Raw genomic sequence first — 20,708 nt, 5'->3', positions numbered from 1 at the left:
CGTCCGCCGTACGGGTGGTCTGTGCGGACGGGGGTGACGGGCCGTGCTCCGCCCGGACCAGTCGGTGGCGCGCCGGCGGCGCACCGGGTCGAGAAGGATCCCCCGGGAAGGGCTCGGCGGCGGGTGATCGGGAGTAGCATCCGGGGAGAGGCGAACGTGGTCCGGATCACACGTGAGGGAGCAGGCCCATGGCGAGCACGACCGACGAGACGTTGACCGTTCTGGTCTACAGCCACGACCGCACCACCCGCGAGCAGGTGCTGACCGCTCTCGGCCGGCGGCCCGCGGAGGACCTGCCGGAGCTGGACTACCTGGAGTGCGCGACCACCCCCGCAGTGCTCAAGGCGCTGGAGAAGGGCGGCGTGGACCTCTGCGTCCTGGACGGCGAGGCGGTGCCGGCCGGCGGGCTCGGGCTCGCCCGGCAGCTGAAGGACGAGATCTACGGGTGCCCGCCGCTGCTGGCGCTGATCGGCCGGCCGCAGGACTCCTGGCTGGCGGCCTGGAGCCGGGCCGACGCGGCGATCTCCCAGCCGGTGGACCCGGTGGCGCTGGCGGAGGCCGTCGCCACCCTGCTGCGGGCCCGGCTGGCCAAGCGAACGCCCGCCGTCCAGTAGTCCGCCCGCGCCGGCGTCCCACCCCGCGTCTCAGTACAAGAGAAGAAGGGTGAACGGCGGAGCCCCGGCGCCCCGCCGCTCGATAGGCTGACTCCGTCCCTACGTCCTTCCCCGTCCGCGGGGAGCGAGAGCTGGAGTCAGCCATGGTGAACGCGCACCCTGCGAACGGCGGTAGCGAGCCCGCGCAGGTGGTCCGCACCTGGCCGGACATCCTGTCGGCGCTGCTGAGGGGGGAGGACCTCGACCGCTCGGCCACCGCGTGGGCGATGGACCGGATCATGAGCGGGGAGGCCTCCCCGGTGCAGATCGCCGGCTTCATGGTGGCGCTGCGGGCCAAGGGCGAGACGGTCGACGAGATCTCCGGTCTGGTCGACTCGATGTACACCCACGCCGAGCCGCTGGTCATCCCCGGCCCGGCGGTGGACATCGTCGGCACCGGCGGCGACCGGGCCAAGACCGTCAACATCTCCACCATGTCGGCGATCGTCGCCGCGGCGGCCGGCGCCAAGGTGGTCAAGCACGGCAACCGGGCCGCCTCCTCGGCCAGCGGCTCCTCGGACGTGCTGGAGAAGCTGGGCATCAACCTGCACCTGCGGCCGCGCCGGGTCGCCGAGGTGGCCGAGGAGGTCGGGCTCACCTTCTGCTTCGCGGCCACCTTCCACCCGTCGATGCGGTACGCCGGCCCGGCCCGCAGCGAGCTCGGGGTGCCCACCGCGTTCAACATCCTCGGCCCGCTCACCAACCCGGCCCGGGTGACGGCGCACGCCATCGGCTGCTTCGACACCCGCCTCGCCGGCCTGATCGCCGGGGTGCTGGCGCAGCGCGGCGCCGGCGCGCTGGTCTTCCGGGGCGACGACGGGCTGGACGAGCTGACCATCACCACCACCTCGCGGGTCTGGGTGGTCCGGGACGGTGCCGTCACCGAGACCTCCTTCGACCCGCGCGAGGTCGGCATCGAGCCGGTCGGCATCGAGGCGCTGCGCGGCGGGGATCCGGCGTACAACGCGGAGGTCGCGCGCCGGCTGCTGGCCGGGGAGCACGGGCCGGTGCGTGACGCGGTGCTGCTGAACTCGGCGGCCGCGCTGGTGGCGCTGGACCTGACCGACGCGCCGCTCGCCGAGCAGCTCGGGGCGGCCATGCGGCGCACCGCCGCGGCCATCGACTCGGGTGCGGCGGGCGACCTGCTGAAGCACTGGTCGGAGGCCACCGCCCGGGCGTGACGCGGGTGTTGGGGCCCGGGGAGGAAGACCTCCCCGGGCCCCTTCGGCTGTCCGGGATGCGGACGCCTGTTTGACCACGGGGCGGACGCGACCTAGAGTCTTCGCCAGGTCATGAGCGACAGCGTCAAGCCCCAGCTGGCTGTCCGGCAACCCTCCGTCCGTGGCGGGGTGCCCTGGGTGAGGACCGGGTCACGTGGCGCTTCGTCCGCGTGGCAAGCGCGGACGCCGGACTGATCGCACTCCCGGGGTCCCTGACCCGTACAGGAGTGCATCCCCATGTCTGTCTCCACCTCTCTCCGCGCCCCCCTCGCCGTCCTCGGCCACGACGTCCAGGTCCCGCTCGCCAACGGCGAGAAGGTCGGCTACGCGGCGCTCGACTACGCGGCCAGCTCCCCGGCGCTCCAGCGGGTCTGGGACGACGTCGCCGCCTACGCCCCGTACTACGGCAGCGTGCACCGCGGCGCCGGCTACCTGTCGCAGCTCTCCACCGACCTGTTCGAGCAGAGCCGCCGCACCGTCGCCGAGTTCCTCGACCTGCGCGAGGGCGACCAGGTGGTCTTCACCCGCGCCACCACCGACTCGCTGAACCTGCTGGCCGGCGCGGTCCCGGCCGGGACCCAGGTGTTCGCCTTCGAGACCGAGCACCACGCGTCGCTGCTGCCGTGGGCGCACGCCGGCCTGCCGGTCACCTACCTGCGCGCCCCCCGCTCGCACGCCGAGGCGGTCGCCGCCTTCGACGCCGCGCTGGCCGGGGCGCCCGAGGGCCCGAAGCTGCTCTGCGTCACCGGCGCCTCCAACGTCACCGGCGAGCTCTGGCCGGTCGCCGAGCTGACCCGCACCGCCCACCGCCACGGGGCCCGGGTGGTGCTGGACGCCGCGCAGCTGGCCCCGCACCACCGGGTCTCGGTGCGCGAGCTGGACGTCGACTGGATCGCCTTCTCCGGCCACAAGCTGTACGCGCCGTTCGGCGCCGGGGTGCTGGCCGGCCGGGCCGACTGGCTGGACGCGGCCGAGCCGTACCTGGCCGGCGGCGGCGCGACCCGCACGGTGGCCCGGGAGACCGACGGCTCGGTGGCCGTGCAGTGGCACACCGGCCCGGCCCGGCACGAGGCCGGCTCGCCCAACGTCATCGGCGTCCACGCGATCGCCTCGGCCTGCCGGGCGCTCACCGAGGCCGGGTTCGACGCGCTGGAGGCCCGCGAGCGGGCCCTGGTCGCGCGGCTGAAGGCCGGGCTGGCGGAGATCCCGGAGGTCCGGGTGCTGAATCTGTTCGGCGCCGACTCGGACCGGGTGGGCGTGCTCTCCTTCGTGGTCCGGGGCTGGAACAGCTCGCACTTCTCGGCCGCGCTCTCCGCCGAGTACGGCATCGGGGTCCGTGACGGCCTGTTCTGCGCCCACCCGCTGGTCCGCACCCTGCTCGGCGACGAGGAGGCCGCGCCCTCGGAGTGCGGCGCGCCGGAGCCGTCGCTGCCCGGCGAGCGCAGCCTGAACGCGATCCGGGTGAGCTTCGGCGCCGGCACCCCGGACGAGCACGTGGACCGCTTCCTGGCCGCCGTCCGGGAGCTGGTCACGGACGGCGCGGCCTGGACCTACCGCAACGAGGGCGGCCGCTGCGTCGCGGACACCCGTCGCGAGGGTTGAGGGCTTCGCGCCCGTGCTGCGGCGCGTCCTACTCGTCCAGGCCGATCGCGAACGCGGCCTCCAGGTCGTGCTGGGAGTAGGTGCGGAAGGCGATCTGGGTCTCGGTGTGGGCCACGCCCGGGACCTTGTTCAGCCGGCCGGGGATCACCTCGGCGAGGTCGTCGTGCCGGGCCACCCGCACCATCGCGACCAGGTCGTAGCCGCCGGTCACCGAGTAGACCTCGCTGACGCCCTCGATGGCGGCGATCGCCTCGGCGATCTCCGGGATGCGGTCGACGCTGGTCTTGATCAGGACGATGGCGGTGATCACGGTGGCGTACTCCTTTGTGAGGTGCCGCCAGCGTATCGGGCGCCGGCGGCACCGTCGCGGGGGCCCGTGGCCCGCGGGCGGCGCTCGGTCAGGGTGCAGGCGTAGAGGAAGCCCGCCGCGAAGCCGATCACGTGCACCAGGTAGGCCACACCGGGCCCGGCGGAGTGCACCGACCACCACTGGAGGGCGAACCAGAGCCCCAGCACCAGCCAGGCGGGGAAGCGCAGCGGCAGGAAGAGCAGCAGCGGGACGAGCGTGGTGACCCGGGCCCGGGGGTGGAGGCGCAGGTAGGCGCCGAGGACGGCGGAGATCGCCCCGGAGGCGCCGATCAGCACCCGGGTCGAGTCCGCGGAGTGCGCCTCGGCCAGCGCGAAGCCGTAGGTGGTGAGCGCCCCGGACGCCAGGTAGAAGAGGAGGAACCGGGAGCGGCCCAGCCGTCGCTCCACGGTGGGGCCGAAGACGTGCAGGAAGAGCAGGTTGCCCAGCAGGTGCAGCCAGCCGGCGTGCAGGAAGAGCGCGCTGAGCACGGAGAGCGCCGGGTGCTTGCCCGGGGTGGGCGCGGCCGGGCAGCCGGGCAGCGGGTCCGGGGCCTGGGCGAGCTGGCCGGCGGTCAGCGGGTGCCCGGTCAGCAGTTCGGCGGGGACCGCCCCCCAGCGCTGCTCGTAGCGCTGCTCCGCGCAGACCCGGCTCTGGCCGCGGCCGTAGAGCGGGTTGAGCCCGGCGGCCGGCCCGAGCAGGAAGACCGCGGTGTTGAGCGCGATCAGCGCGTAGCAGACGGCCGGGGCGGTGGCGGCCGGCCGGCTGCGGCGCGGGCCGGGGCCGGCGGGGAGGACCGGGATCGCCATGGGCCCCAGCATCCCCCCGGTACCGAACCGGCACCGCGCGGTTACGGCAGGTGGGCTACCGGTGCGGGCCGGTCGGCCGGTGGCCGCGAAGGTTGCCCCAGGCAATAGGCTTGGGGCGGGCATTCCCGCCTCCCGCCGCCGACGCCGGGGCTCCGGGGGGAGCGCCTGAGCCCGTTCCGGGACCACCCGAGAGGATCCCCGATGACCGTCCCCGCCCTGACCGCCGAGACGCGCTGGCGCTGCACGCTCTGCGGCAACCTGACCCGCTTCGACGTGACCCGGACCGCCCGGGTCACCGAGTTCCTCCACTTCGACCTGGCCGGCGAGTCGAAGATCGAGGAGACCCAGGTGCTCAGCGAGACCGTCGAGTCGGTGCGCTGCCGCTGGTGCAACGCGGTCGACCAGGTCGAGCTGGTGGCCCGCCCGGGCGCGGCCGGCGGCGCCGAGGCCCCCGAGCAGGCCTGATCGCCTGAGCCGTGCGGCGGGCGGTGCAGGGCGTGGCCGGTCGCCGCACGGGACAATACAGAGAGAACGCACGGAGTGTGACGGGGGCGGCGGCCGGGGACCGTACCCCGCTGGACCAGGATCGGAGCCGAGGACGTGGTGGACGCAGCGAGGGAGCCCGCCGGGCCGCAGGGGCGGCAGCCCGCTGTGGACGCGCAGGCGCCGGACGCGGCAGGGGCCGCCCCCTTCGGCACCGCGGCGCCGGCCGAGCCGGCCGCCGGCGAGGAGTCCGGCGGCGGTGACGAACCGGCGGCAGCCGTCGACGGGGCGGCGCGGGACGCCGGGGGCCTCGGGGACGCCGGGGGGTCCGGGGACGCCGGGAACGATGCCGCGGCGGGCGGCGCCGAGACGCTGGACCGGCCGCTGCCCGAGGGCGTGCGCCGGCGCGTGGTGGGGCTCGCCTCCGACGCGCTCGGCGGGCTGCCGCTCGCGGAGCTGCCCCAGTCGCTGCGCCAGTACGCCAAGTTCACCCCCGCGCGCCGGGCCAAGTACGCGGCGACCGCGCTGGCGGCGGCGCTGGAGGCGGAGCCGGCCTTCCGCTCGCGGATAGCGGAGCGGCTGCGGCTGGGGCAGCCGGACCTGGTCAGGGCGCTGGAGTCGGGCACCGTGCCGGGCGCCGCCGACCCGATGGACGTGGCGGCGGCCGCCTATCTGGTGCGCTCCGCCGGGTGGAGCCGGCTGGTGGCCGCGGTCGGCGAGGAGGCCGAGCGGGCGGGTGCCGAGGGCGCGGCGGCCGAGGCGGCCCGGCTGGTGGAGAAGCTCCAGGCCGAGCTGGCCGAGGTGCGCTCCACGGCGCGCTCCGACCTGGAGCGCCAGCGGGCCGAGTCGGAGGACGTCCGCCGGGAGGCGGACTCGCTGCGCCGCAAGCTGCGGTCGCTGGAGAGCGACACCCGCCGGGCGCAGGCCGAGACCCGCAAGGTGGCGGCCGAGCTGGAGGCGGTCCGGGCGCAGGCGGCGGCCGAGCGGAGCGCGGCGGAGAGCGAGGCGCGCCGGCTGCGGCACCGGGTCACGGAGCTGGAGAACGCCGCCGAGCAGGGCCGCCGGTCGGCCCGCGAGGGGCGCGGCGTCGAGGACATGCGGCTGCGGCTGCTGCTGGACACCGTGCTGCAGTCGGCGCAGGGGCTGCAGCGGGAGCTGGCGCTGCCGGTCTCCCAGATCCGCCCGGCGGACCTGGTGGAGGCGGTGGTGCCGGGCGCGGCGTCGCCGCACGACGTGGCGCGGCGCGGCCTGGCCGAGGACGATCCGGCGCTGCTGGACCAGCTGCTGGCGATCCCGCAGGTCCATCTGGTGGTGGACGGCTACAACGTGACCAAGACGGGCTATCCGGCGCTGCCGCTGGAGCAGCAGCGGATCCGGTTGCTGGGCGGGCTGGCGATGCTGGCGCAGCGCACCCAGGCGGAGGTCACCTGTGTGTTCGACGGCCAGGACCTGGACGTGCCGGTGATCATGGCGCCGCCGCGCGGGGTGCGGGTACGGTTCAGCCGGACCGGGGAGACGGCGGACGAGCTGATCCGCCGGCTGGTCCGGGCCGAGCCGCAGGGGCGTCCGGTGGTGGTGGTCTCCACCGACCGGGAGGTCGCGGAGGGCGTGCGGAAGGCCGGCGCGCGCCCCGTCGCCTCGGTGCTGCTGTTGAACCGGCTGGCCCGGCCGTAGCCGCTTCCCGGTGCGGGCAGGCCGGCATGACGGCTGGTCAGCACCCGGATTGCGGTGTTGTGCGAGTTTTGTGAAGTCAGATGGGCGGTTCGGGTTCACGCGATCGGGGGAGTGGCGCGAAGCGTGGATCTTCACTAGGGTCTGGCGTCAAACCTATTTTCCGGATTCTCACCCGTTCGGGTGAGGCCATTGGAAGAAGGAGCAAGTCCCTTGGCCTCCCACCGCCGTCCCAAGCAGCCGAGCCGCGCGCGGGTCTCCGTGCTCACCGCTGCCGCTGCGACCGCGGTCGCCCTCTCCGCCCAGGTCGCCGCCCACGCGGCGCCCAGTCCGGCGCCGAAGAAGGACGACGTCAAGGCGCAGATCGACCAGCTGCAGGAGGAGGCCGAGCAGGCCACCGAGCGCTACAACGGCGCCAAGGAGCGTGCGGACCAGCTGCGCAAGCAGGCGGACCAGCTCCAGGACCAGGTGGCCCGCGGCCAGGACCAGATGACCCAGCTTCAGGCCGGGCTGGCCGAGGTGGCGGGCGAGCAGTACCGCACCGGCGGCATCGACCCGTCCGTGCAGCTGATGCTGACCTCCGACCCGTCCGGCTACCTGGACAAGGCCTCCAGCGTGCAGCAGGCCAGCTCCAGCCAGGCCGAGGCGCTCAAGGGCCTGCAGGACCAGCAGCGCCGGCTCGACCAGCAGAAGGCCGAGGCGGCCGCCGTGCTGGCCTCGCTGGACAGCACCACCAAGGACCTGAACCAGACCAAGGCCGAGGTCAACAAGAAGCTCCGGGAGGCCCAGGAGCTGCTGAACTCGCTCAGTGCCTCCGAGCGCGCGGCCCTGAAGGCGCAGCAGCAGCAGGCCGACCGCGCCTCGCGCGGCTCCGAGCGCACCGACCTGGGCAGCCTGCCGCAGGCCAGCGGCAAGGCCGGCGCCGCGGTCTCGCTCGCGATGAGCAAGCAGGGCTCGCCCTACGGCTGGGGCGACGTCGGCCCCAGCACCTTCGACTGCTCCGGCCTGATGGTCTGGGCGTACGGGAAGGCCGGCGTCTCGCTGCCGCGCACCTCGCAGGCCCAGGGCAACTACGGCACCCGGGTGCCGTCCCTCGCCGAGGCCCAGCCGGGCGACCTGGTCATCTACCGCGACGACCGCAGCCACGTCGGGATGTACATCGGCAACGGCATGGTGGTGCACGCCCCGCGCACCGGTGACGTGGTGAAGGTGATGAAGGCCGACGCCATGAAGATCAACACGATCCGCCGGGTCTGACGGACCGACACGACACGCCCGAGGGGCCCGAACGGCCCCCTGTGATCAGCGCCACCTCCGCACGGGGGTGGCGCCGGGCGTTTCGGCGGGGCGTTCGACGGACTGACGGAGAATGATCAGCCCGACGTGGGGACCTGATCACGCTCGGTCATATTCACAAAGGAACTTGGGTATTCTTCCGACTTTTTTCTGACAAGGATTTGAACGGATCACGGATCTGTTACTAGGGTCGTGCCTCGAACCACGCACAGTCGATCACCCAGCCTGGGTGGCGGCGGGGTTCGCCGCCGAGTTCGCGAAGCAGTGGGACGGGGCCCGTGGGCCGTCGTCCGAGTGAGGATCCAGCAGTCGGGGGTCCGCTGTGGAGCGGAGCCGGGGAACCACGTTCCTCCGGGGTGAATCGGCGCCAGGCCGGCCGCGGAAGCGGACGGTGAGGCGTCGTAGGGCACGCTTCCGCCCGAACCCGTCAGCTCACCCGGTAGGCGGATGAGGAAGAAGGAGTCCGCCTTCGTGGCGTCCCATCGTCGTCCCAAGCCCGCCGGCCGCGCCCGTGTCTCGATCCTGACCGGTGTCGCCGCCGCTGCCGTCGCCCTCTCCGCGCAGTCCGGCGCCCACGCCGACCCCGCGCCGACCAAGGACCAGGTCAAGGAGCAGGTCGACCAGCTCAACGAGCAGGCCGAGGTCGCCACCGAGAAGTACAACGGCGCCCAGGCCAAGCAGCAGGAGCTGCAGAAGCAGGTCGCCGAGCTGCAGGACAAGGTGGCCCGTCAGCAGGCCGTGGTGACCGAGGCGCAGGGCGGCCTCGCCGAGATCGCCGGCGAGCAGTACCGCACGGGCGGCATATCGCAGACCGTCCAGCTGATGCTCTCCGCGAGCCCGGACAACTTCCTCAACCAGGCCGACGCCCTGAACCAGGCCGGCTCCACGCAGTCCGGCGCGCTGAAGGAGCTCCAGGAGCAGCAGCGCAGGCTCGACCAGGACCGCACCGAGACCCAGGCCAAGCTCGCCGAGCTGGAGTCCACCACCCAGCAGCTGAAGAGCTCCAAGGAGGACGTCCAGGGCAAGCTGCAGAAGGCCCAGGACCTGCTCAACACGCTCACCGAGCAGGAGCGTCAGGCCATCCGCGCGGCCGAGGAGAAGGCCGCCGCCGAGGCCAAGGCGAAGGCGGACGCCGCCAAGGCCGAGGCCGCCAAGGCCGCCAAGGAGAAGGCCGACGCCGAGCGCGCCTCGCGCGACACCAACCGCAGCAACCTGAGCGCGCCCACGTCGGGTTCCTCGGGTTCCTCGGGCTCCTCGACCGCCGCGGCCCCGGCCGCCGAGGCCGCCAAGCCGGCCGCGCCCGCCGCCAACGGCTCGCGCGCCGCCGCCGCGATCGCCGCCGCCGAGAGCAAGCTCGGCGCGCCGTACGTGTACGGCGCCACCGGCCCGAACTCCTTCGACTGCTCGGGCCTCACCGGTTGGGCGTACGCCCAGGCCGGCGTGTCGCTGCCGCGCACCTCGCAGGCGCAGGCCACCGCCGGCACCCAGATCGGCAAGGACATCTCCAAGGCCCAGCCGGGCGACCTGGTGATCTTCTACGGCGACCGCCACCACGTGGGCATCTACGTCGGCGGCGGCCAGGTCATCCACGCCCCGAAGCCGGGCGCGTCGGTCCGCTACGAGGCGGCGTCCAACATGCCGGTGAACACCATCGTGCGCCTCTGACCGACGGTCGGCAGGCTCCGTCAGGCCCGGTCTCCCCGCGGGGGAGGCCGGGCCTGCGGCTTTCTCCGGCGGCGCCGGGACGCTCGGTCCGCGAACCGATCTGATGTCCGATCGGTGTCCGAATATTCGGGTTCGCAGGGGTTTGGAATCGGTTGCCCGGACTCGCTAACGTCTGCCACCGGACGCCCGCTTCGACAGCCGCCCGCCCCGGTGCGGCGGCGGGCCGGGCCCAGGATCGGAGCCGACGTCGCATGGCCGTGCACCGCCGTTCCCCGCTGTCAGGTGCGCACGTGCTCGCCCGGGCGCTGGTGCTCACCGCGGCGGCCACCACCGCGCTGGGCGTGGCGACCGGCGGCAGCGCCCGGGCCGCTCCCGGCTCGCCGGACGGCCAGGCCGACCGCAAGGACGTCAAGGCGCAGGTGGAGCAGCTCTACGACGAGGCCGAGCAGGCCTCGGAGCGGTTCAACGCCGCCCAGGACGTCCAGCAGCGGCTCCAGCACGAGACCGGCACGCTGCAGCAGCAGATCGCCTCCGCCCAGGACGAGCTCAACCGGCTGCGCGGCGACCTCGCCACCGTGGCCGGCGCCGAGTACCGCGGCGGCGGGATGACCAGGACGGTCCAGCTGATGCTCTCCACCGACCCGGAGGGCTACCTCTCCCGGGCCCGCGTCCTCGACCAGAGCGCCGAGCGGCAGAACGAGACCCTGCACGAGCTGGTGGGCCGTCAGCGGGTGCTCGACCAGCGCCGGGCCGAGGCCGGCGCCAAGCTCGCCGAGCTGGAGCAGACCCGCAAGGCGCTGGCCGAGAGCAAGCAGCAGATCCAGCAGCGGCTCGCCAAGGCGCAGCGGCTGCTCAACAGCCTCGGCGCCGTCGAGCGGGCCCGGCTCGCCGCCCAGGACGCCCGCGACGCGGAGCAGCGGGCCACCCGGGGCACCGACCGGCTGGACTTCGGCAGCACCCCGCCCGCCTCCGAACGCGGGGCCGCCGCGCTGGCCGCCGCGGTGCGGATGATCGGCGCGCCCTACGTCTACGGGTCCACCGGGCCCAAGGCGTTCGACTGCTCCGGTCTGATGTACTGGAGCTGGCGGCAGGCCGGAGTGACCCTGCCGCGCACCTCGCAGGCCCAGGCGTACGCCGGGCAGCGGGTCAGCCTCACCGAAGCGCGGCCGGGAGACCTGGTGATCTTCTACCGGGACATGCACCACGTCGGGATGTACGCCGGCGGCGGGGTGATCGTACACGCCCCCTACCCGGGCGCCCGGGTCCGCTACGAGAGCGTCACCACGATGCCCGTCTCGGGGGTGATCCGGCTCTGAGCCGCCCGGACCCCGCCACCGGCCGCGGGCCGTCGCGGCGCACCGCCCTGCTGCTCGCGGCCGGCGGCCTGGCCCAGCTGTCGCTGCCCGGCGCCGCCCCGGCGCCGTCCGCCGCGGCGGCCTCGGACGAGCACGCCGACGTGCTGGCGCTGCTCGACGGGCGGGCCCGGGCGCTGACCGCGGGGCCGCCCGGGCTGCCGCTGCGCGCCGGGTACCGGAACCTGCTGCTCGGCCCGGTGGACCCGGCCGGGCGGTGCGCCGCCACCGCCGAGCTGACGGTCGAGGTGACCGGGTACGACCGGCGGCCGGTGGTCCATCCACGCCGGCTGGCGCTGGCCCGGTCCGCCGCCGGCTGGCGGGTCGACCGCGAGGAGGGCGCCGGCGGTCCGCCGCCGCTGTGGGACCTCGGCACCGTCCGGGCCGCGGCCGGCGCGCGCTGCCTGGTGCTCGGGGTGGTCGCCGGGGAGGCCGGGGACGCCGGGGAGGCCGGGGAGGCCCCTGCCGGGCTCGCGGCCGTCGGCGACCGTGCGGTGGCCGCCGTCGAGGCCCTCTGGGGCACCGCCTGGGCCGGCCGGCTGCTGCTCGAACTGCCGGCCACCGGCGAGCAGTTCACCCGGCTGCTGGCGGAGGAGCGGCCCGGCTGGTCCGGGATGGCCGCGGTCACGGTGGCCGCCCCCGGCGCGCCGCTGAACGCCCCGGCCGACCGGATCCTGGTCAACCCGGAGACCTACCCGGGCCTCAGCGACTTCGGCCGGCAGGTGGTGGTCACCCATGAGGCCGTGCACGTGGCGACCCGGGCCGACACCCGCGCCTGGACGCCGCTCTGGCTCTCCGAGGGCGCCGCCGACTGGACCGGCTACCGCGACGCGGGCCGCCCGGCCCGCCGGATCGCCCCGGAGCTGGCCCGGGACGTAGCCGCCGGGCGGCTGCCCGCCGCGCTGCCCGAGGACGCCGCCTTCGCGGCCGGCGGGGACGGCCTCGCCCAGGTCTACGAGCAGGCCTGGCTGGCCTGCGACCTGATCGCCCGCCGGTACGGGCCGCAGCGGCTGGTGGACCTCTACCGGGCGGTCGGCGCGGCGGGCCCGGGCGCGGACCGGCAGGCCTGGCTGGATGGTCTGCTCAGCGACCGGCTCGGCCTGGGCCTGGCCGAGTTCACCCGCCTCTGGCTGGCCGAGGTCCGGGCGCTGGCCTCCTGAGGAGGCCGGGCCTCAGGGCCGGGCGCCCTGGCGGCGCTCGCCGGGCGTCCGCGGCCGGTCGATGCCGTCCAGCAGGTCCTGCTCGTAGGCGATGCCCGGGCGGACCGAGAACGCGGCCGCCGGCACCGGCTCCGGGCGGGCCAGCACCACGGTCTCCGGCAGCGGCTCGGTGCGCCTGGTGGAGCGCCAGAGCCGGACGCAGGACAGCACGGTGGCGACCAGCAGCAGCAGGTTGCGCAGGGTCAGCACGGCGATCGCCCCCGGCCGGCTGGCGACCACGTCGCCGAAGACCAGCGGGAACTCCACCAGGGTCAGCGGGGTCGCGGCCAGGATCAGCAGCGCCACCGGCCGCTGGCTGGTGCCGCGCACGGTCAGGCAGACCGCCGCCGCGCCGACCAGCCAGACCAGGTACTGCGGGCTGATCACCCGGCTGGTCACCGTGAAGATCAGCAGCGCGGCGAGCGCGGCGTCGTACATGGTGGCCGCGTTGCGCCGCTTGGCGGTGAAGCGCCACAGCAGCAGCCAGCCGAAGCCGAGCACGGTGCCGGCCAGCATCACCTTGCTGACCACGTCCACCCACGGCCCGAGCATCTCCACCGAGCCGTAGTTCATCATCACCTTGCCGTCCCAGGCCCCGGCGATCCGGGCGAAGTGGATCGGCAGCGCGCCGACCGACTCCACCTCGATGCCGCGGTCCTTCTGGAACGTCAGGAACTCGAAGGCGCCGTTCATCCCGGCGGCCAGCAGGAAGCCGATCGCGGCGGTCGCGGCGGCCGCGGCCGTCCACGAGCGGCGGGTGCGCCGCCCGGACGGGGTGCCGATCAGGCCGAGCAGCGGCCAGATCTTGACGATGCCGCCGAGGCCCAGCAGCAGGCCGCCGACCGCCGGGCGGCGGATCAGCGCCAGCAGACCGGCCACCGCGATCGCGGTGACGATCACGTCGTAGCGGTTGTAGATCATCGGGCCGAGCAGCGGGACGCCGGCCACCCAGACCCAGGCGCCGGTCAGCGCCCGGCCCTTGCGCAGCCCGGTGCGGACCAGCAGGGCCATCGCGGCGGCGTCGGCGATCCCGCAGATCACCCAGAACGACACCAGGTAGGACCAGGGCAGCAGGCCCGGCAGCAGGATCACCAGGGCGGCGCCGGGCGGGTACTGCCAGGTGACGTCGTCCAGCGGGAAGGTGCCGGTCTGCAGCACGCCGTACCAGCCGTGGTAGATCAGCCAGACGTCGGCGGTGATGTCCCCGCCGGGCATCCGCAGCACGCCGGTCACCAGCAGCAGCAGGAGCGTCCGGGTCGCCACCCAGCTCGCGCCGAGCGCCAGGAGCGCGCCCGAGCGGCCGGAGGGGCGCGTGGGGCTCTGCGCCGGCTCGCGGCGGACGGCGAGCGCCGTGCCGGAGCCCTTGGCGCCGCTGGGTGTACCGGACTCGGTGGCCGGGGCCAACTCCACTGCGCTCCCTCGTTCGTCTCGGACGTCCCGCCGGCGGCGCCGCGCGACGGGCGCCCGGGCGGTCCGGGCGGGTCGGGGTGGGCGCCGCCACGGCGCCGGACCGGCCGCGTCGACCACCCGGTACTAGGACTGACCCGGGGGTGGAACGGTTGCCGTGCGCGGTTCCGTTCCCGGCGGGTCGTGGTGTTGACCTATCGTACGGATCACCCAGCGGTACACCGAGCACCCCCCGACCGAGCGAGCCGTGGCCTGATGCACAAGACCTTGATCGTGACCAACGACTTCCCGCCGAGGCCCGGCGGCATCCAGGCCTTCGTGCACAACATGGCCGTCCGTCAGCCCGCAGGAAGCGTCGTGGTGTACGCCTCCACCTGGCGCGACGGCACCGAGGTGGCGCGCTTCGACGCCGAACAGCCGTTCCCGGTGATCCGCGACCGGACGAAGGTGATGGTTCCCACACCGCGGGTCACCCGGCGGGCCGCCGAGATCCTGAAGGCCGAGGGCTGCGACTCGGTCTGGTTCGGCGCCGCCGCGCCGCTCGGCCTGATGGCCCCCACGCTGCGTCGGGCCGGCGCCGGGCGGCTGCTCGGCATGACCCACGGCCACGAGGCCGCCTGGGCCCAGCTCCCGGCGGCCCGGCAGCTGCTGCGCCGGATCGGCACCGGCACCGACGTGCTCACCTACCTCGGCGAGTACACCCGCTCCCGGATCGCCGCCGCGGTCGGCCCGGAGGCGGCCGCCCGGATGGCGCAGCTGCCACCCGGCGTGGACGAGCGGACCTTCCACCCGGACTCCGGCGGCGCCGCGGTGCGCGAGCGCCTCGGGCTGGCCGACCGCCCGGTGGTGGTCTGCGTCTCCCGGCTGGTGCCGCGCAAGGGCCAGGACACCCTCATCGAGGCGATGCCGCAGATCCTCGCCGACGTGCCGGACGCCGTGCTGCTGGTCGTCGGCGGCGGCCCCTACCGGGCGGACCTGGAGAAGCTGGTGGACGCCCGCGGCGTGCGCTCCGCCGTCCGGTTCACCGGCTCGGTGCCCTGGGAGGAGCTGCCGGCCCACTACGGCGCCGGGGACGTCTTCGCGATGCCCTGCCGCACCCGGCGCGGCGGGCTGGACGTCGAGGGGCTCGGCATCGTCTACCTGGAGGCCTCGGCGACCGGGCTGCCGGTGGTGGCCGGGGACTCCGGCGGCGCGCCGGACGCGGTGCTGGAGGGCGAGACCGGCTACGTGGTGCCGGGCGGCACGCCCGCGGCGGCGGCCGAGCGGATCGTGCGGCTGCTGAAGGACGAGGAGCTGCGCCGCCGGATGGGCGAGGCCGGGCGGCGCTGGGTGGACCGCTCCTGGCGCTGGGACCTGCTGGCCGGGCGGCTGACCTCGCTGCTGGCGGGCTAGAACACACCGGCGCGGCCCGCCCCACCGCTGGGGGGCAGGCCGCGCCGGTGGCTCGGGGGAGGGCTACTTGCGGTAGATCGCCTCGACGTCGGCCGCGAAGTCCTTCAGCACGACGTTGCGCTTGAGCTTGAGCGAGGGCGTCAGGTGGCCGCTCTCCTCGGAGAAGACGGTGTCCAGCAGGCGGAACTTCTTGACCGCCTCGGCGTGCGAGACGGCCGCGTTGCCGTCGTCGACCGCCGACTGCAGGGCGGCCAGCAGGTCCGGGTCCTCGCGCAGGTCGGCCACCGTGGCGCCGGCCGGCTTGCCGTTCAGCTCCTTCCACTTGGGGAAGAAGTCCTCGTCGACGGTGATCAGACAGGCCACGAAGGGCTTGCGGTCGCCGACCACCATGACCTCGCCGACCAGGGCGTGCGCCCGGATCCGGTCCTCGATCACCGCCGGGGCGACGTTCTTGCCGCCCGCCGTGACGATGATCTCCTTCTTGCGGCCGGTGATGGTGAGGTAGCCCTCGTCGTCCAGCGAGCCGAGGTCGCCGGTGGCGATCCAGCCGTCCTTGAGCGTGTCGGCGGTGGCCTGCGGGTTGTTCCAGTAGCCGGTGAAGACGTGCGGGCCCTTGAAGAAGACCTCGCCGTCGTCGGCGATCCGCACCGAGGCGCCGGGGACCGGCTGGCCGACCGTGCCGATCTTCGGCTTGTCCCACGGGTTGAAGGCGGTGGCCGCGCAGGTCTCGGTCAGGCCGTAGCCCTCCAGCACGGTGAAGCCGATGCCCCGGTAGAAGTGGCCGAGCCGCTCGCCGAGCGGGGCGCCGCCGGAGATCGCGTGGGTGGCCCGGCCGCCGAGGGCGGCCCGCAGCTTGCTGTAGACCAGCTTGTCGAAGACGGCGTGCTTGAGCTTGAGCAGCAGCCCGGCGCCGCCCGCGTCCAGCGCCCGGCTGTAGGCGATCGCGGTGTCGGCGGCCTTGTCGAAGATCTTGCCCTTGCCGTCGGCCTGCGCCTTGGCCCGCGCCGTGTTGTAGACCTTCTCGAACACCCGGGGCACGCCCAGGATCAGGGTCGGCTTGAACGCGGCCAGCTCGGTGGTGACGTCGCGGACGTCGGAGACGTGGCCGAGCTTGATCGGCGCCATCGCCGGGGCGATCTCGACGATCCGGGCGAACACGTGGGCCAGCGGGAGGAAGAGCAGGACGGAGCTCTCGCCGGTGCGGAACAGCGGGGCCAGACGCTCCACCACGTTGCCGCACTCGGCCAGGAAGTTGCCGTGCGTCAGCCGGCAGCCCTTCGGGCGCCCGGTGGTGCCCGAGGTGTAGACGATGGTGGCGATCGAGTCCGCGCCGGCCAGCGAGCGGCGCTCGGCCACGGTGGCGTCGGCGACCTCGCGGCCCGACTCGGCCAGCGCGGCGAGCGCGGTGCCCTCGATCTGCCAGGTGTGCTCCAGCTCCGGCAGCCGGTCCCGGACCCCGTCGACCACCGCGCTGTGCGTCGCGGTCTCGGTGAACACGGCGACCGCCCCGGAGTCGCCGAGGATCCACTCGACCTGCTCGGCGGAGGAGGTCTCGTACACCGGCACGGTGATCGCGCCGGCCGTCCAGATCGCGAAGTCCAGCAGCGTCCACTCGTACCGGGTGCGGGACATGATGCCCACCCGGTCGCCCGGCGCGATGCCCGCGGCGATCAGCCCCTTCGCGGCGGCGTGCACCTCGACCTGGAACTGGGCGGCGGTCAACTCCTGCCACTGGCCGTCCACCTTGCGGCTGAGCACCGCGACACCGGGGTGCCGCTCGGCGTTCTGGACCACGAGGTCGGAGAGGTTACCGCCGCTCGGTACCTGGTAGAGGGCCGGAAGGCTGAAGTCGAGCAAGACTGCTCCTCGTTCGCGACGCTGCGGGACGGCAGGACGTTACTGCCCGGTAGGCAGCTTCGACCAGGGGGGTCGGCTCCGGTGTTCGAAGTGTCACACCTTGACCCGTCCGACCAGGTCGGGACCGGGTCGTTCGAATGGCACCCTACGGCAGCCCGCAGGTGACCGGCCGGTAGCCGACGGCCGGGCCCCGCGCGGGCCGCCGTGGCGGCGCCCGGGCCCTCCGGGGTGCACCGAAGGAAGGGGTGGATCGCGCGGCGCGATAGCCTGCTCCGGGCGCACCCGGCCGAGCAGGCTCGGCCGGACCAGCAGCACGGGACGACGCGGAGGGCCATTCCATGGCGGAGCACACCAGGTCGAGCATCACCATCGACGCGACCCCGGCGACGGTGATGGCCGTGATCGCCGACTTCGCCGCCTACCCGGCCTGGACCGGCGAGGTCAAGGAGATCGAGGTCCTGGAGACCGCGGAGAACGGCCGGGCCGCCCAGGTCCGGCTGGTGCTCGACGCCGGCGCCATCCGCGACGAGCACGTCCTCGCCTACACCTGGGACGGCGACCGCGAGTGCGCCTGGACCCTGGTGCGCAGTCAGATGCTCCGCTCGCTCGACGGCTCCTACACCCTGGCCCCGCTCGGCGCCGGCCGCACCGAGGTCACCTACCAGCTGGCCGTCGACGTCAAGATCCCGATGCTCGGCATGATCAAGCGCAAGGCCGAGAAGGTCATCATCGACCGGGCCCTGGCCGGCCTGAAGAAGCGCGTCGAGGACACCGCCGCCGGCAAGGCGCTCTGAGGCACGGCGGCGCGGAGGAACGGGGGCGGCACGGCATGACGGCGACACGCACCATCCTGGTCAGCGGCGACCACGCGGCGCCCGCGGTGGCCGCCGCCACCGCGCTGCACGCCGCCCGGCAGGGCCGGCGCACCCTGCTGCTGGCGGCCGACGACCCGCACCGCACCCTGGACGCCGCCCTCGGCGTCCGCCTGGAGGCCGGCCCGACCGTCTGCGCGCCCGGCCTGACCGCCGCCCGGACCGACGAGCAGGAGGCCTTCCGGCACGCCCTCGGCGAGATCGGCGGCCGGCTCAAGCCCGCCCTCGACCTGCTCGGCGCCGACCCGCTCGACCCCGAGGAGCTCACCGCCCTCCCCGGCACCGCCCGGCTCGCCCTGCTGCGCGCGCTGCCCGCCGCCGACGCGGACGTCCTGGTGGTGCTCGCCCCGCCGCCCGCCGACCTGATCGCCACCCTCGCCCTGCCGGAGCAACTGGAGCGCTACCTGGCCCGGCTGGTCCCCGAGCAGCGCCAGGCCGCCCGGGCGCTGCGCCCGCTGCTGGCCGGCCTCGCCGGGGTGCCGATGCCCGCCGACTGGCTGTACGAGGCACGCGGCAAGGCGGTCGGCGCGCTCGCCGCCGCCCGCGCCGCGATCACCGCGCCCGGCACCAGCGTCCGGCTGGTCACCGCGGCCGACGCCCACCCCTTCGACGAACTGCGCCGGATCCGCACCGGCCTGGCCCTGCACGGCCACCGCCCGGACGCCGTGGTGGTGCACGGCGTGCTGCCGGACGCCGCGGCGGACTCGCCCGACCCGTGGCTGGCCGCGCTGGCCCGCCGCCGGCGGGACGAACTGGCCGCGCTGGCCGCCGCCTGCGCGGACGTCCCGGTGCTCACCACCGGGCCCGCCGAGGCCACCCTGGAGGCCGTCGCCGACCGTCTCTACGGCGCCGGCCCCGGCCCCGGGCCGCGCCCGGCCGGGCCGTGGACGGTCGAGGACCGGCTGGCCGCGGACGGCCTGCTGGTCTGGCACCTCACGCTGCCCGGCGCCGATCGCGCCGACCTCGACCTCGTCCGGCGCGGCGACGAACTGGTGGTCGGCCTCGGCGCCCACCGGCGCGTGCTCACCCTGCCCTCGGCCCTGCGCCGCTGCACCGTCGCCGGCGCCGGCCTGCACGACGGCATCCTCGCCGTCCGCTTCGCCCCCGACCCGGCCCTGTGGCCGCGTTAGTCGCCCGCTCGTCTCTCACGTGGAGCTCGGGGCGGGGAGTCGCCCGCTCGCCTCTCAGGTGGAGCTCGGGGCGGGGGCGCCCGCTCGCGGGTCCGGAGGCCGTATCCCGTCCGGTAGCGTCGGGGCGGGTGGCCGCGGGTGCGGCCGCCGCTGCTGAGGAGGCGTGCGCGAGATGACCACCACGGACCGGACCGAGCCCACCGCCGAGCAGGACGGGAGCGGCCCGCACCCGTTCGGCCCGGAGCTGGGCCCGCTGGTGGACGAGGTGCGCCGGTTCGCCTCCGTCGTCGGCGAGAAGGCCCAGGAGGCGAGCGCCGAGACCCTGATCTCGCTGGCCGGGCTGGCCGACCGCCTGCGCGAGAAGCAGCCCGAGGTGTACGGCCACCTCGCCGCCGCCGGCACCGGCCTGGTCGCCGCCGGCTCCGAGCTGCTGGCCGCCTACCGGGCCGCCGTGGCCGGCCACGAGCACCGCTGGACCGCCGGCGGACCGGCCCGCACCGAGCGGGTGGACCTGGACGACACGCCTGAAGGCCCGTCCGACAAGCAGTGAACCCCTGATGCCCTCCGGGTCACGCCCTGGTTTCACCCTGTGATGCGACCGGTGAAAATGTACGACTTTTGAACAGGATCGGCCTGGTTGGCGACGGAATGTCTTCGGTTAATGTAGGCGGCAGTGTGTACGGGGGCATGGTTGGGCGGTAGCGTTCCGTCCAGCGGGAACGAGTGAATAGCTGAGGGACACATGGCTCTGACCATCGGCGTCGACGTCGGCGGGACCAAGATCGCGGCCGGCGTGGTCGACGAGGCCGGCGAGATCCTGGCCCGGACCAGGGTGCCCACCCCGGCCGACCCGCAGTGGGCGGTCGACGCGATCGCGCAGGCCGTGCGCGAGCTCAAGGAGCAGTACCCCGACGTGACCGCGGCCGGCATCGGCGCCCCGGGCTTCGTCGACCGCAACCGCTCGACGGTGATCTTCGCCCCCAACATCGCCTGGGAGGACGAGCCCCTGCGCGGCCGGATCGAGGAGCTCACCGGCCTGCCGGCGGTCACCGAGAACGACGCCAACTGCGCCGCCTGGGCCGAGTACCGGTTCGGCGCGGGCGCCGGCCACGAGGACATGGTGCTGATCACCGTCGGCACCGGCATCGGCGGCGGCCTGGTCCTGGACGGCCGGCTGCACCGCGGCCGGTTCGGCGTGGCCGGCGAGATCGGCCACCTCAACATGGTCCCGGACGGCCTGCCCTGCGGGTGCGGCGGCAAGGGCTGCTGGGAGCAGTACGGCTCCGGCCGGGCGCTGCGCCGCTACGGCCGTGAGCGCTCCGCGGCCGACCCGCTGCGCGGCAAGCGGATGCTGGAGCTCAACGACGGCGTCGCCGAGACGATCCGCGGCATCCACATCACCCAGGCCGCCGAGGAGGGCGACCCGCTCGCCCTGGAGTGCTACGCCGAGCTGGCCGACTGGCTGGGCCGGGGGATGGCCGACCTCGCGGCGCTCTTCGACCCGGGCGTCTTCGTGCTCGGCGGCGGTGTCTCCGACTCCGGCCGGCTGCTGCTCGACCCGGTCGCCAAGGCGTTCGAGCACTACCTGACCGGCGGGGTGCACCGCCCGCGCGCCGAGGTGGTGCTCGCCTCGACCGGCTCGGCCGCCGGCATCGCCGGCGCGGCCGACCTGGCCCGCACGGTCTGACCCCCGCACGGTCCGACCCCCGCACGGTCCACCGCGGCCCGTCCCTCCGCCCGGAGGGGCGGGCCGC

The 20,708-nt window shown here is 74.8% G+C and carries 18 protein-coding genes and 2 riboswitches; of the genes, 14 read left to right on the top strand and 4 right to left on the bottom strand.

Annotation, left to right across the window (positions count from 1 at the left end):
* Window positions 1–188: 188 nt before the first annotated feature.
* The 3 genes from ABTX81_RS25255 (at window position 189) to ABTX81_RS25245 (ending at window position 3,475) form a co-directional block, all read left to right on the top strand.
* Window positions 189–614, top strand: a complete 426-nt coding sequence (locus ABTX81_RS25255; RefSeq protein WP_350549506.1) for a hypothetical protein — start codon at window positions 189–191, stop codon at window positions 612–614.
* A 143-nt stretch (window positions 615–757) separates the two neighbouring features.
* On the top strand, window positions 758–1,834 hold the full coding sequence (gene trpD, locus ABTX81_RS25250) for an anthranilate phosphoribosyltransferase (protein ID WP_350549504.1): 1,077 nt from the start codon (window positions 758–760) through the stop codon (window positions 1,832–1,834).
* Window positions 1,835–1,941: 107 nt separating this feature from the next.
* Window positions 1,942–2,059, top strand: a riboswitch (SAM riboswitch).
* A gap of 51 nt (window positions 2,060–2,110) precedes the next feature.
* Window positions 2,111–3,475, top strand: coding sequence for an aminotransferase class V-fold PLP-dependent enzyme (locus ABTX81_RS25245; RefSeq protein ID WP_350549502.1), 1,365 nt, complete (start codon window positions 2,111–2,113; stop codon window positions 3,473–3,475).
* A gap of 28 nt (window positions 3,476–3,503) precedes the next feature.
* Here ABTX81_RS25245 and ABTX81_RS25240 read toward each other — a convergent pair whose 3' ends face one another.
* Window positions 3,504–3,785, bottom strand: coding sequence for an Lrp/AsnC ligand binding domain-containing protein (locus ABTX81_RS25240; RefSeq protein WP_350549500.1), 282 nt, complete (start codon window positions 3,783–3,785; stop codon window positions 3,504–3,506).
* Window positions 3,782–4,630 (bottom strand): rhomboid family intramembrane serine protease, encoded by an 849-nt coding sequence (locus tag ABTX81_RS25235; protein WP_350549498.1) that lies wholly within the window; start codon window positions 4,628–4,630, stop codon window positions 3,782–3,784. The genes ABTX81_RS25240 and ABTX81_RS25235 overlap by 4 nt, the downstream gene beginning before the upstream one ends.
* Window positions 4,631–4,831: 201 nt before the next feature.
* Between ABTX81_RS25235 and ABTX81_RS25230 the strand changes: the two genes are divergently transcribed.
* From ABTX81_RS25230 to ABTX81_RS25205, 6 genes are all read left to right on the top strand, one after another.
* On the top strand, window positions 4,832–5,095 hold the full coding sequence (locus tag ABTX81_RS25230; RefSeq protein ID WP_350549496.1) for a hypothetical protein: 264 nt from the start codon (window positions 4,832–4,834) through the stop codon (window positions 5,093–5,095).
* Window positions 5,096–5,230: 135 nt separating this feature from the next.
* The gene (locus ABTX81_RS25225; RefSeq protein ID WP_502892848.1) at window positions 5,231–6,787 is read left to right on the top strand and encodes an NYN domain-containing protein; all 1,557 of its coding nucleotides are present in this window, start codon (window positions 5,231–5,233) and stop codon (window positions 6,785–6,787) included.
* Between the two features lie 210 nt (window positions 6,788–6,997).
* Window positions 6,998–8,041, top strand: coding sequence for a C40 family peptidase (locus ABTX81_RS25220; protein WP_350549494.1), 1,044 nt, complete (start codon window positions 6,998–7,000; stop codon window positions 8,039–8,041).
* A gap of 347 nt (window positions 8,042–8,388) precedes the next feature.
* A riboswitch (cyclic di-AMP (ydaO/yuaA leader) is annotated at window positions 8,389–8,541 on the top strand.
* Window positions 8,542–8,551: 10 nt separating this feature from the next.
* Window positions 8,552–9,745, top strand: a complete 1,194-nt coding sequence (locus ABTX81_RS25215; RefSeq protein WP_350549492.1) for a C40 family peptidase — start codon at window positions 8,552–8,554, stop codon at window positions 9,743–9,745.
* Between the two features lie 251 nt (window positions 9,746–9,996).
* The gene (locus tag ABTX81_RS25210; protein WP_350549490.1) at window positions 9,997–11,061 is read left to right on the top strand and encodes a C40 family peptidase; all 1,065 of its coding nucleotides are present in this window, start codon (window positions 9,997–9,999) and stop codon (window positions 11,059–11,061) included.
* A gap of 140 nt (window positions 11,062–11,201) precedes the next feature.
* A complete protein-coding gene (locus tag ABTX81_RS25205) occupies window positions 11,202–12,257 on the top strand; it encodes a hypothetical protein (RefSeq protein WP_350549488.1) in 1,056 nt (351 codons plus the stop codon).
* Window positions 12,258–12,269: 12 nt separating this feature from the next.
* Here the strand turns inward: ABTX81_RS25205 and ABTX81_RS25200 are convergent, their stop codons facing one another.
* Window positions 12,270–13,706: a glycosyltransferase 87 family protein gene (locus ABTX81_RS25200; RefSeq protein ID WP_350549487.1), complete on the bottom strand. Its 1,437-nt coding sequence runs from the start codon at window positions 13,704–13,706 to the stop codon at window positions 12,270–12,272.
* Between the two features lie 252 nt (window positions 13,707–13,958).
* Here ABTX81_RS25200 and ABTX81_RS25195 point away from each other — a divergent pair, with 252 nt between their 5' ends.
* Window positions 13,959–15,095 (top strand): glycosyltransferase family 4 protein, encoded by a 1,137-nt coding sequence (locus tag ABTX81_RS25195; protein WP_350549485.1) that lies wholly within the window; start codon window positions 13,959–13,961, stop codon window positions 15,093–15,095.
* Window positions 15,096–15,158: 63 nt separating this feature from the next.
* Here ABTX81_RS25195 and ABTX81_RS25190 read toward each other — a convergent pair whose 3' ends face one another.
* Window positions 15,159–16,952 carry an AMP-dependent synthetase/ligase gene (locus ABTX81_RS25190; protein WP_350549483.1) on the bottom strand — a complete coding sequence of 598 codons (1,794 nt, stop codon included), beginning with the start codon at window positions 16,950–16,952 and terminating at the stop codon, window positions 15,159–15,161.
* Window positions 16,953–17,290: 338 nt separating this feature from the next.
* Between ABTX81_RS25190 and ABTX81_RS25185 the strand changes: the two genes are divergently transcribed.
* The 4 genes from ABTX81_RS25185 to ABTX81_RS25170 all read left to right on the top strand — a co-directional run bounded on the left by ABTX81_RS25185 (window position 17,291) and on the right by ABTX81_RS25170 (window position 20,641).
* Window positions 17,291–17,746 (top strand): SRPBCC family protein, encoded by a 456-nt coding sequence (locus ABTX81_RS25185; protein ID WP_350549481.1) that lies wholly within the window; start codon window positions 17,291–17,293, stop codon window positions 17,744–17,746.
* A gap of 35 nt (window positions 17,747–17,781) precedes the next feature.
* Window positions 17,782–18,954 (top strand): ArsA family ATPase, encoded by a 1,173-nt coding sequence (locus ABTX81_RS25180; RefSeq protein ID WP_350549479.1) that lies wholly within the window; start codon window positions 17,782–17,784, stop codon window positions 18,952–18,954.
* A 172-nt stretch (window positions 18,955–19,126) separates the two neighbouring features.
* A complete protein-coding gene (locus tag ABTX81_RS25175; RefSeq protein ID WP_350549477.1) occupies window positions 19,127–19,504 on the top strand; it encodes a DUF5304 family protein in 378 nt (125 codons plus the stop codon).
* Window positions 19,505–19,696: 192 nt separating this feature from the next.
* Window positions 19,697–20,641 carry an ROK family glucokinase gene (locus ABTX81_RS25170; RefSeq protein ID WP_350549475.1) on the top strand — a complete coding sequence of 315 codons (945 nt, stop codon included), beginning with the start codon at window positions 19,697–19,699 and terminating at the stop codon, window positions 20,639–20,641.
* The last annotated feature ends 67 nt before the right edge of the window (window positions 20,642–20,708 follow it).

The sequence above is a fragment of the Kitasatospora sp. NPDC097605 genome (assembly GCF_040302725.1).
In the GTDB taxonomy this organism is placed as follows: domain Bacteria; phylum Actinomycetota; class Actinomycetes; order Streptomycetales; family Streptomycetaceae; genus Kitasatospora.
The sequence above is the reverse complement of the archived record's forward strand: the minus strand, read 5'-3'. Positions and strand labels throughout refer to the sequence as shown.

Coding starts and splice junctions, on each gene's coding strand:
- ABTX81_RS25255 (WP_350549506.1), top strand. CDS start 189: ATGGCGAGCACGACCGACGAGACGTTGACCGTTCTGGTCTACAGCCAC.
- trpD (WP_350549504.1), top strand. CDS start 758: ATGGTGAACGCGCACCCTGCGAACGGCGGTAGCGAGCCCGCGCAGGTG.
- ABTX81_RS25245 (WP_350549502.1), top strand. CDS start 2,111: ATGTCTGTCTCCACCTCTCTCCGCGCCCCCCTCGCCGTCCTCGGCCAC.
- ABTX81_RS25235 (WP_350549498.1), bottom strand. CDS start 4,630: ATGGCGATCCCGGTCCTCCCCGCCGGCCCCGGCCCGCGCCGCAGCCGG.
- ABTX81_RS25230 (WP_350549496.1), top strand. CDS start 4,832: ATGACCGTCCCCGCCCTGACCGCCGAGACGCGCTGGCGCTGCACGCTC.
- ABTX81_RS25210 (WP_350549490.1), top strand. CDS start 9,997: ATGGCCGTGCACCGCCGTTCCCCGCTGTCAGGTGCGCACGTGCTCGCC.
- ABTX81_RS25195 (WP_350549485.1), top strand. CDS start 13,959: ATGCACAAGACCTTGATCGTGACCAACGACTTCCCGCCGAGGCCCGGC.
- ABTX81_RS25185 (WP_350549481.1), top strand. CDS start 17,291: ATGGCGGAGCACACCAGGTCGAGCATCACCATCGACGCGACCCCGGCG.
- ABTX81_RS25180 (WP_350549479.1), top strand. CDS start 17,782: ATGACGGCGACACGCACCATCCTGGTCAGCGGCGACCACGCGGCGCCC.
- ABTX81_RS25175 (WP_350549477.1), top strand. CDS start 19,127: ATGACCACCACGGACCGGACCGAGCCCACCGCCGAGCAGGACGGGAGC.
- ABTX81_RS25170 (WP_350549475.1), top strand. CDS start 19,697: ATGGCTCTGACCATCGGCGTCGACGTCGGCGGGACCAAGATCGCGGCC.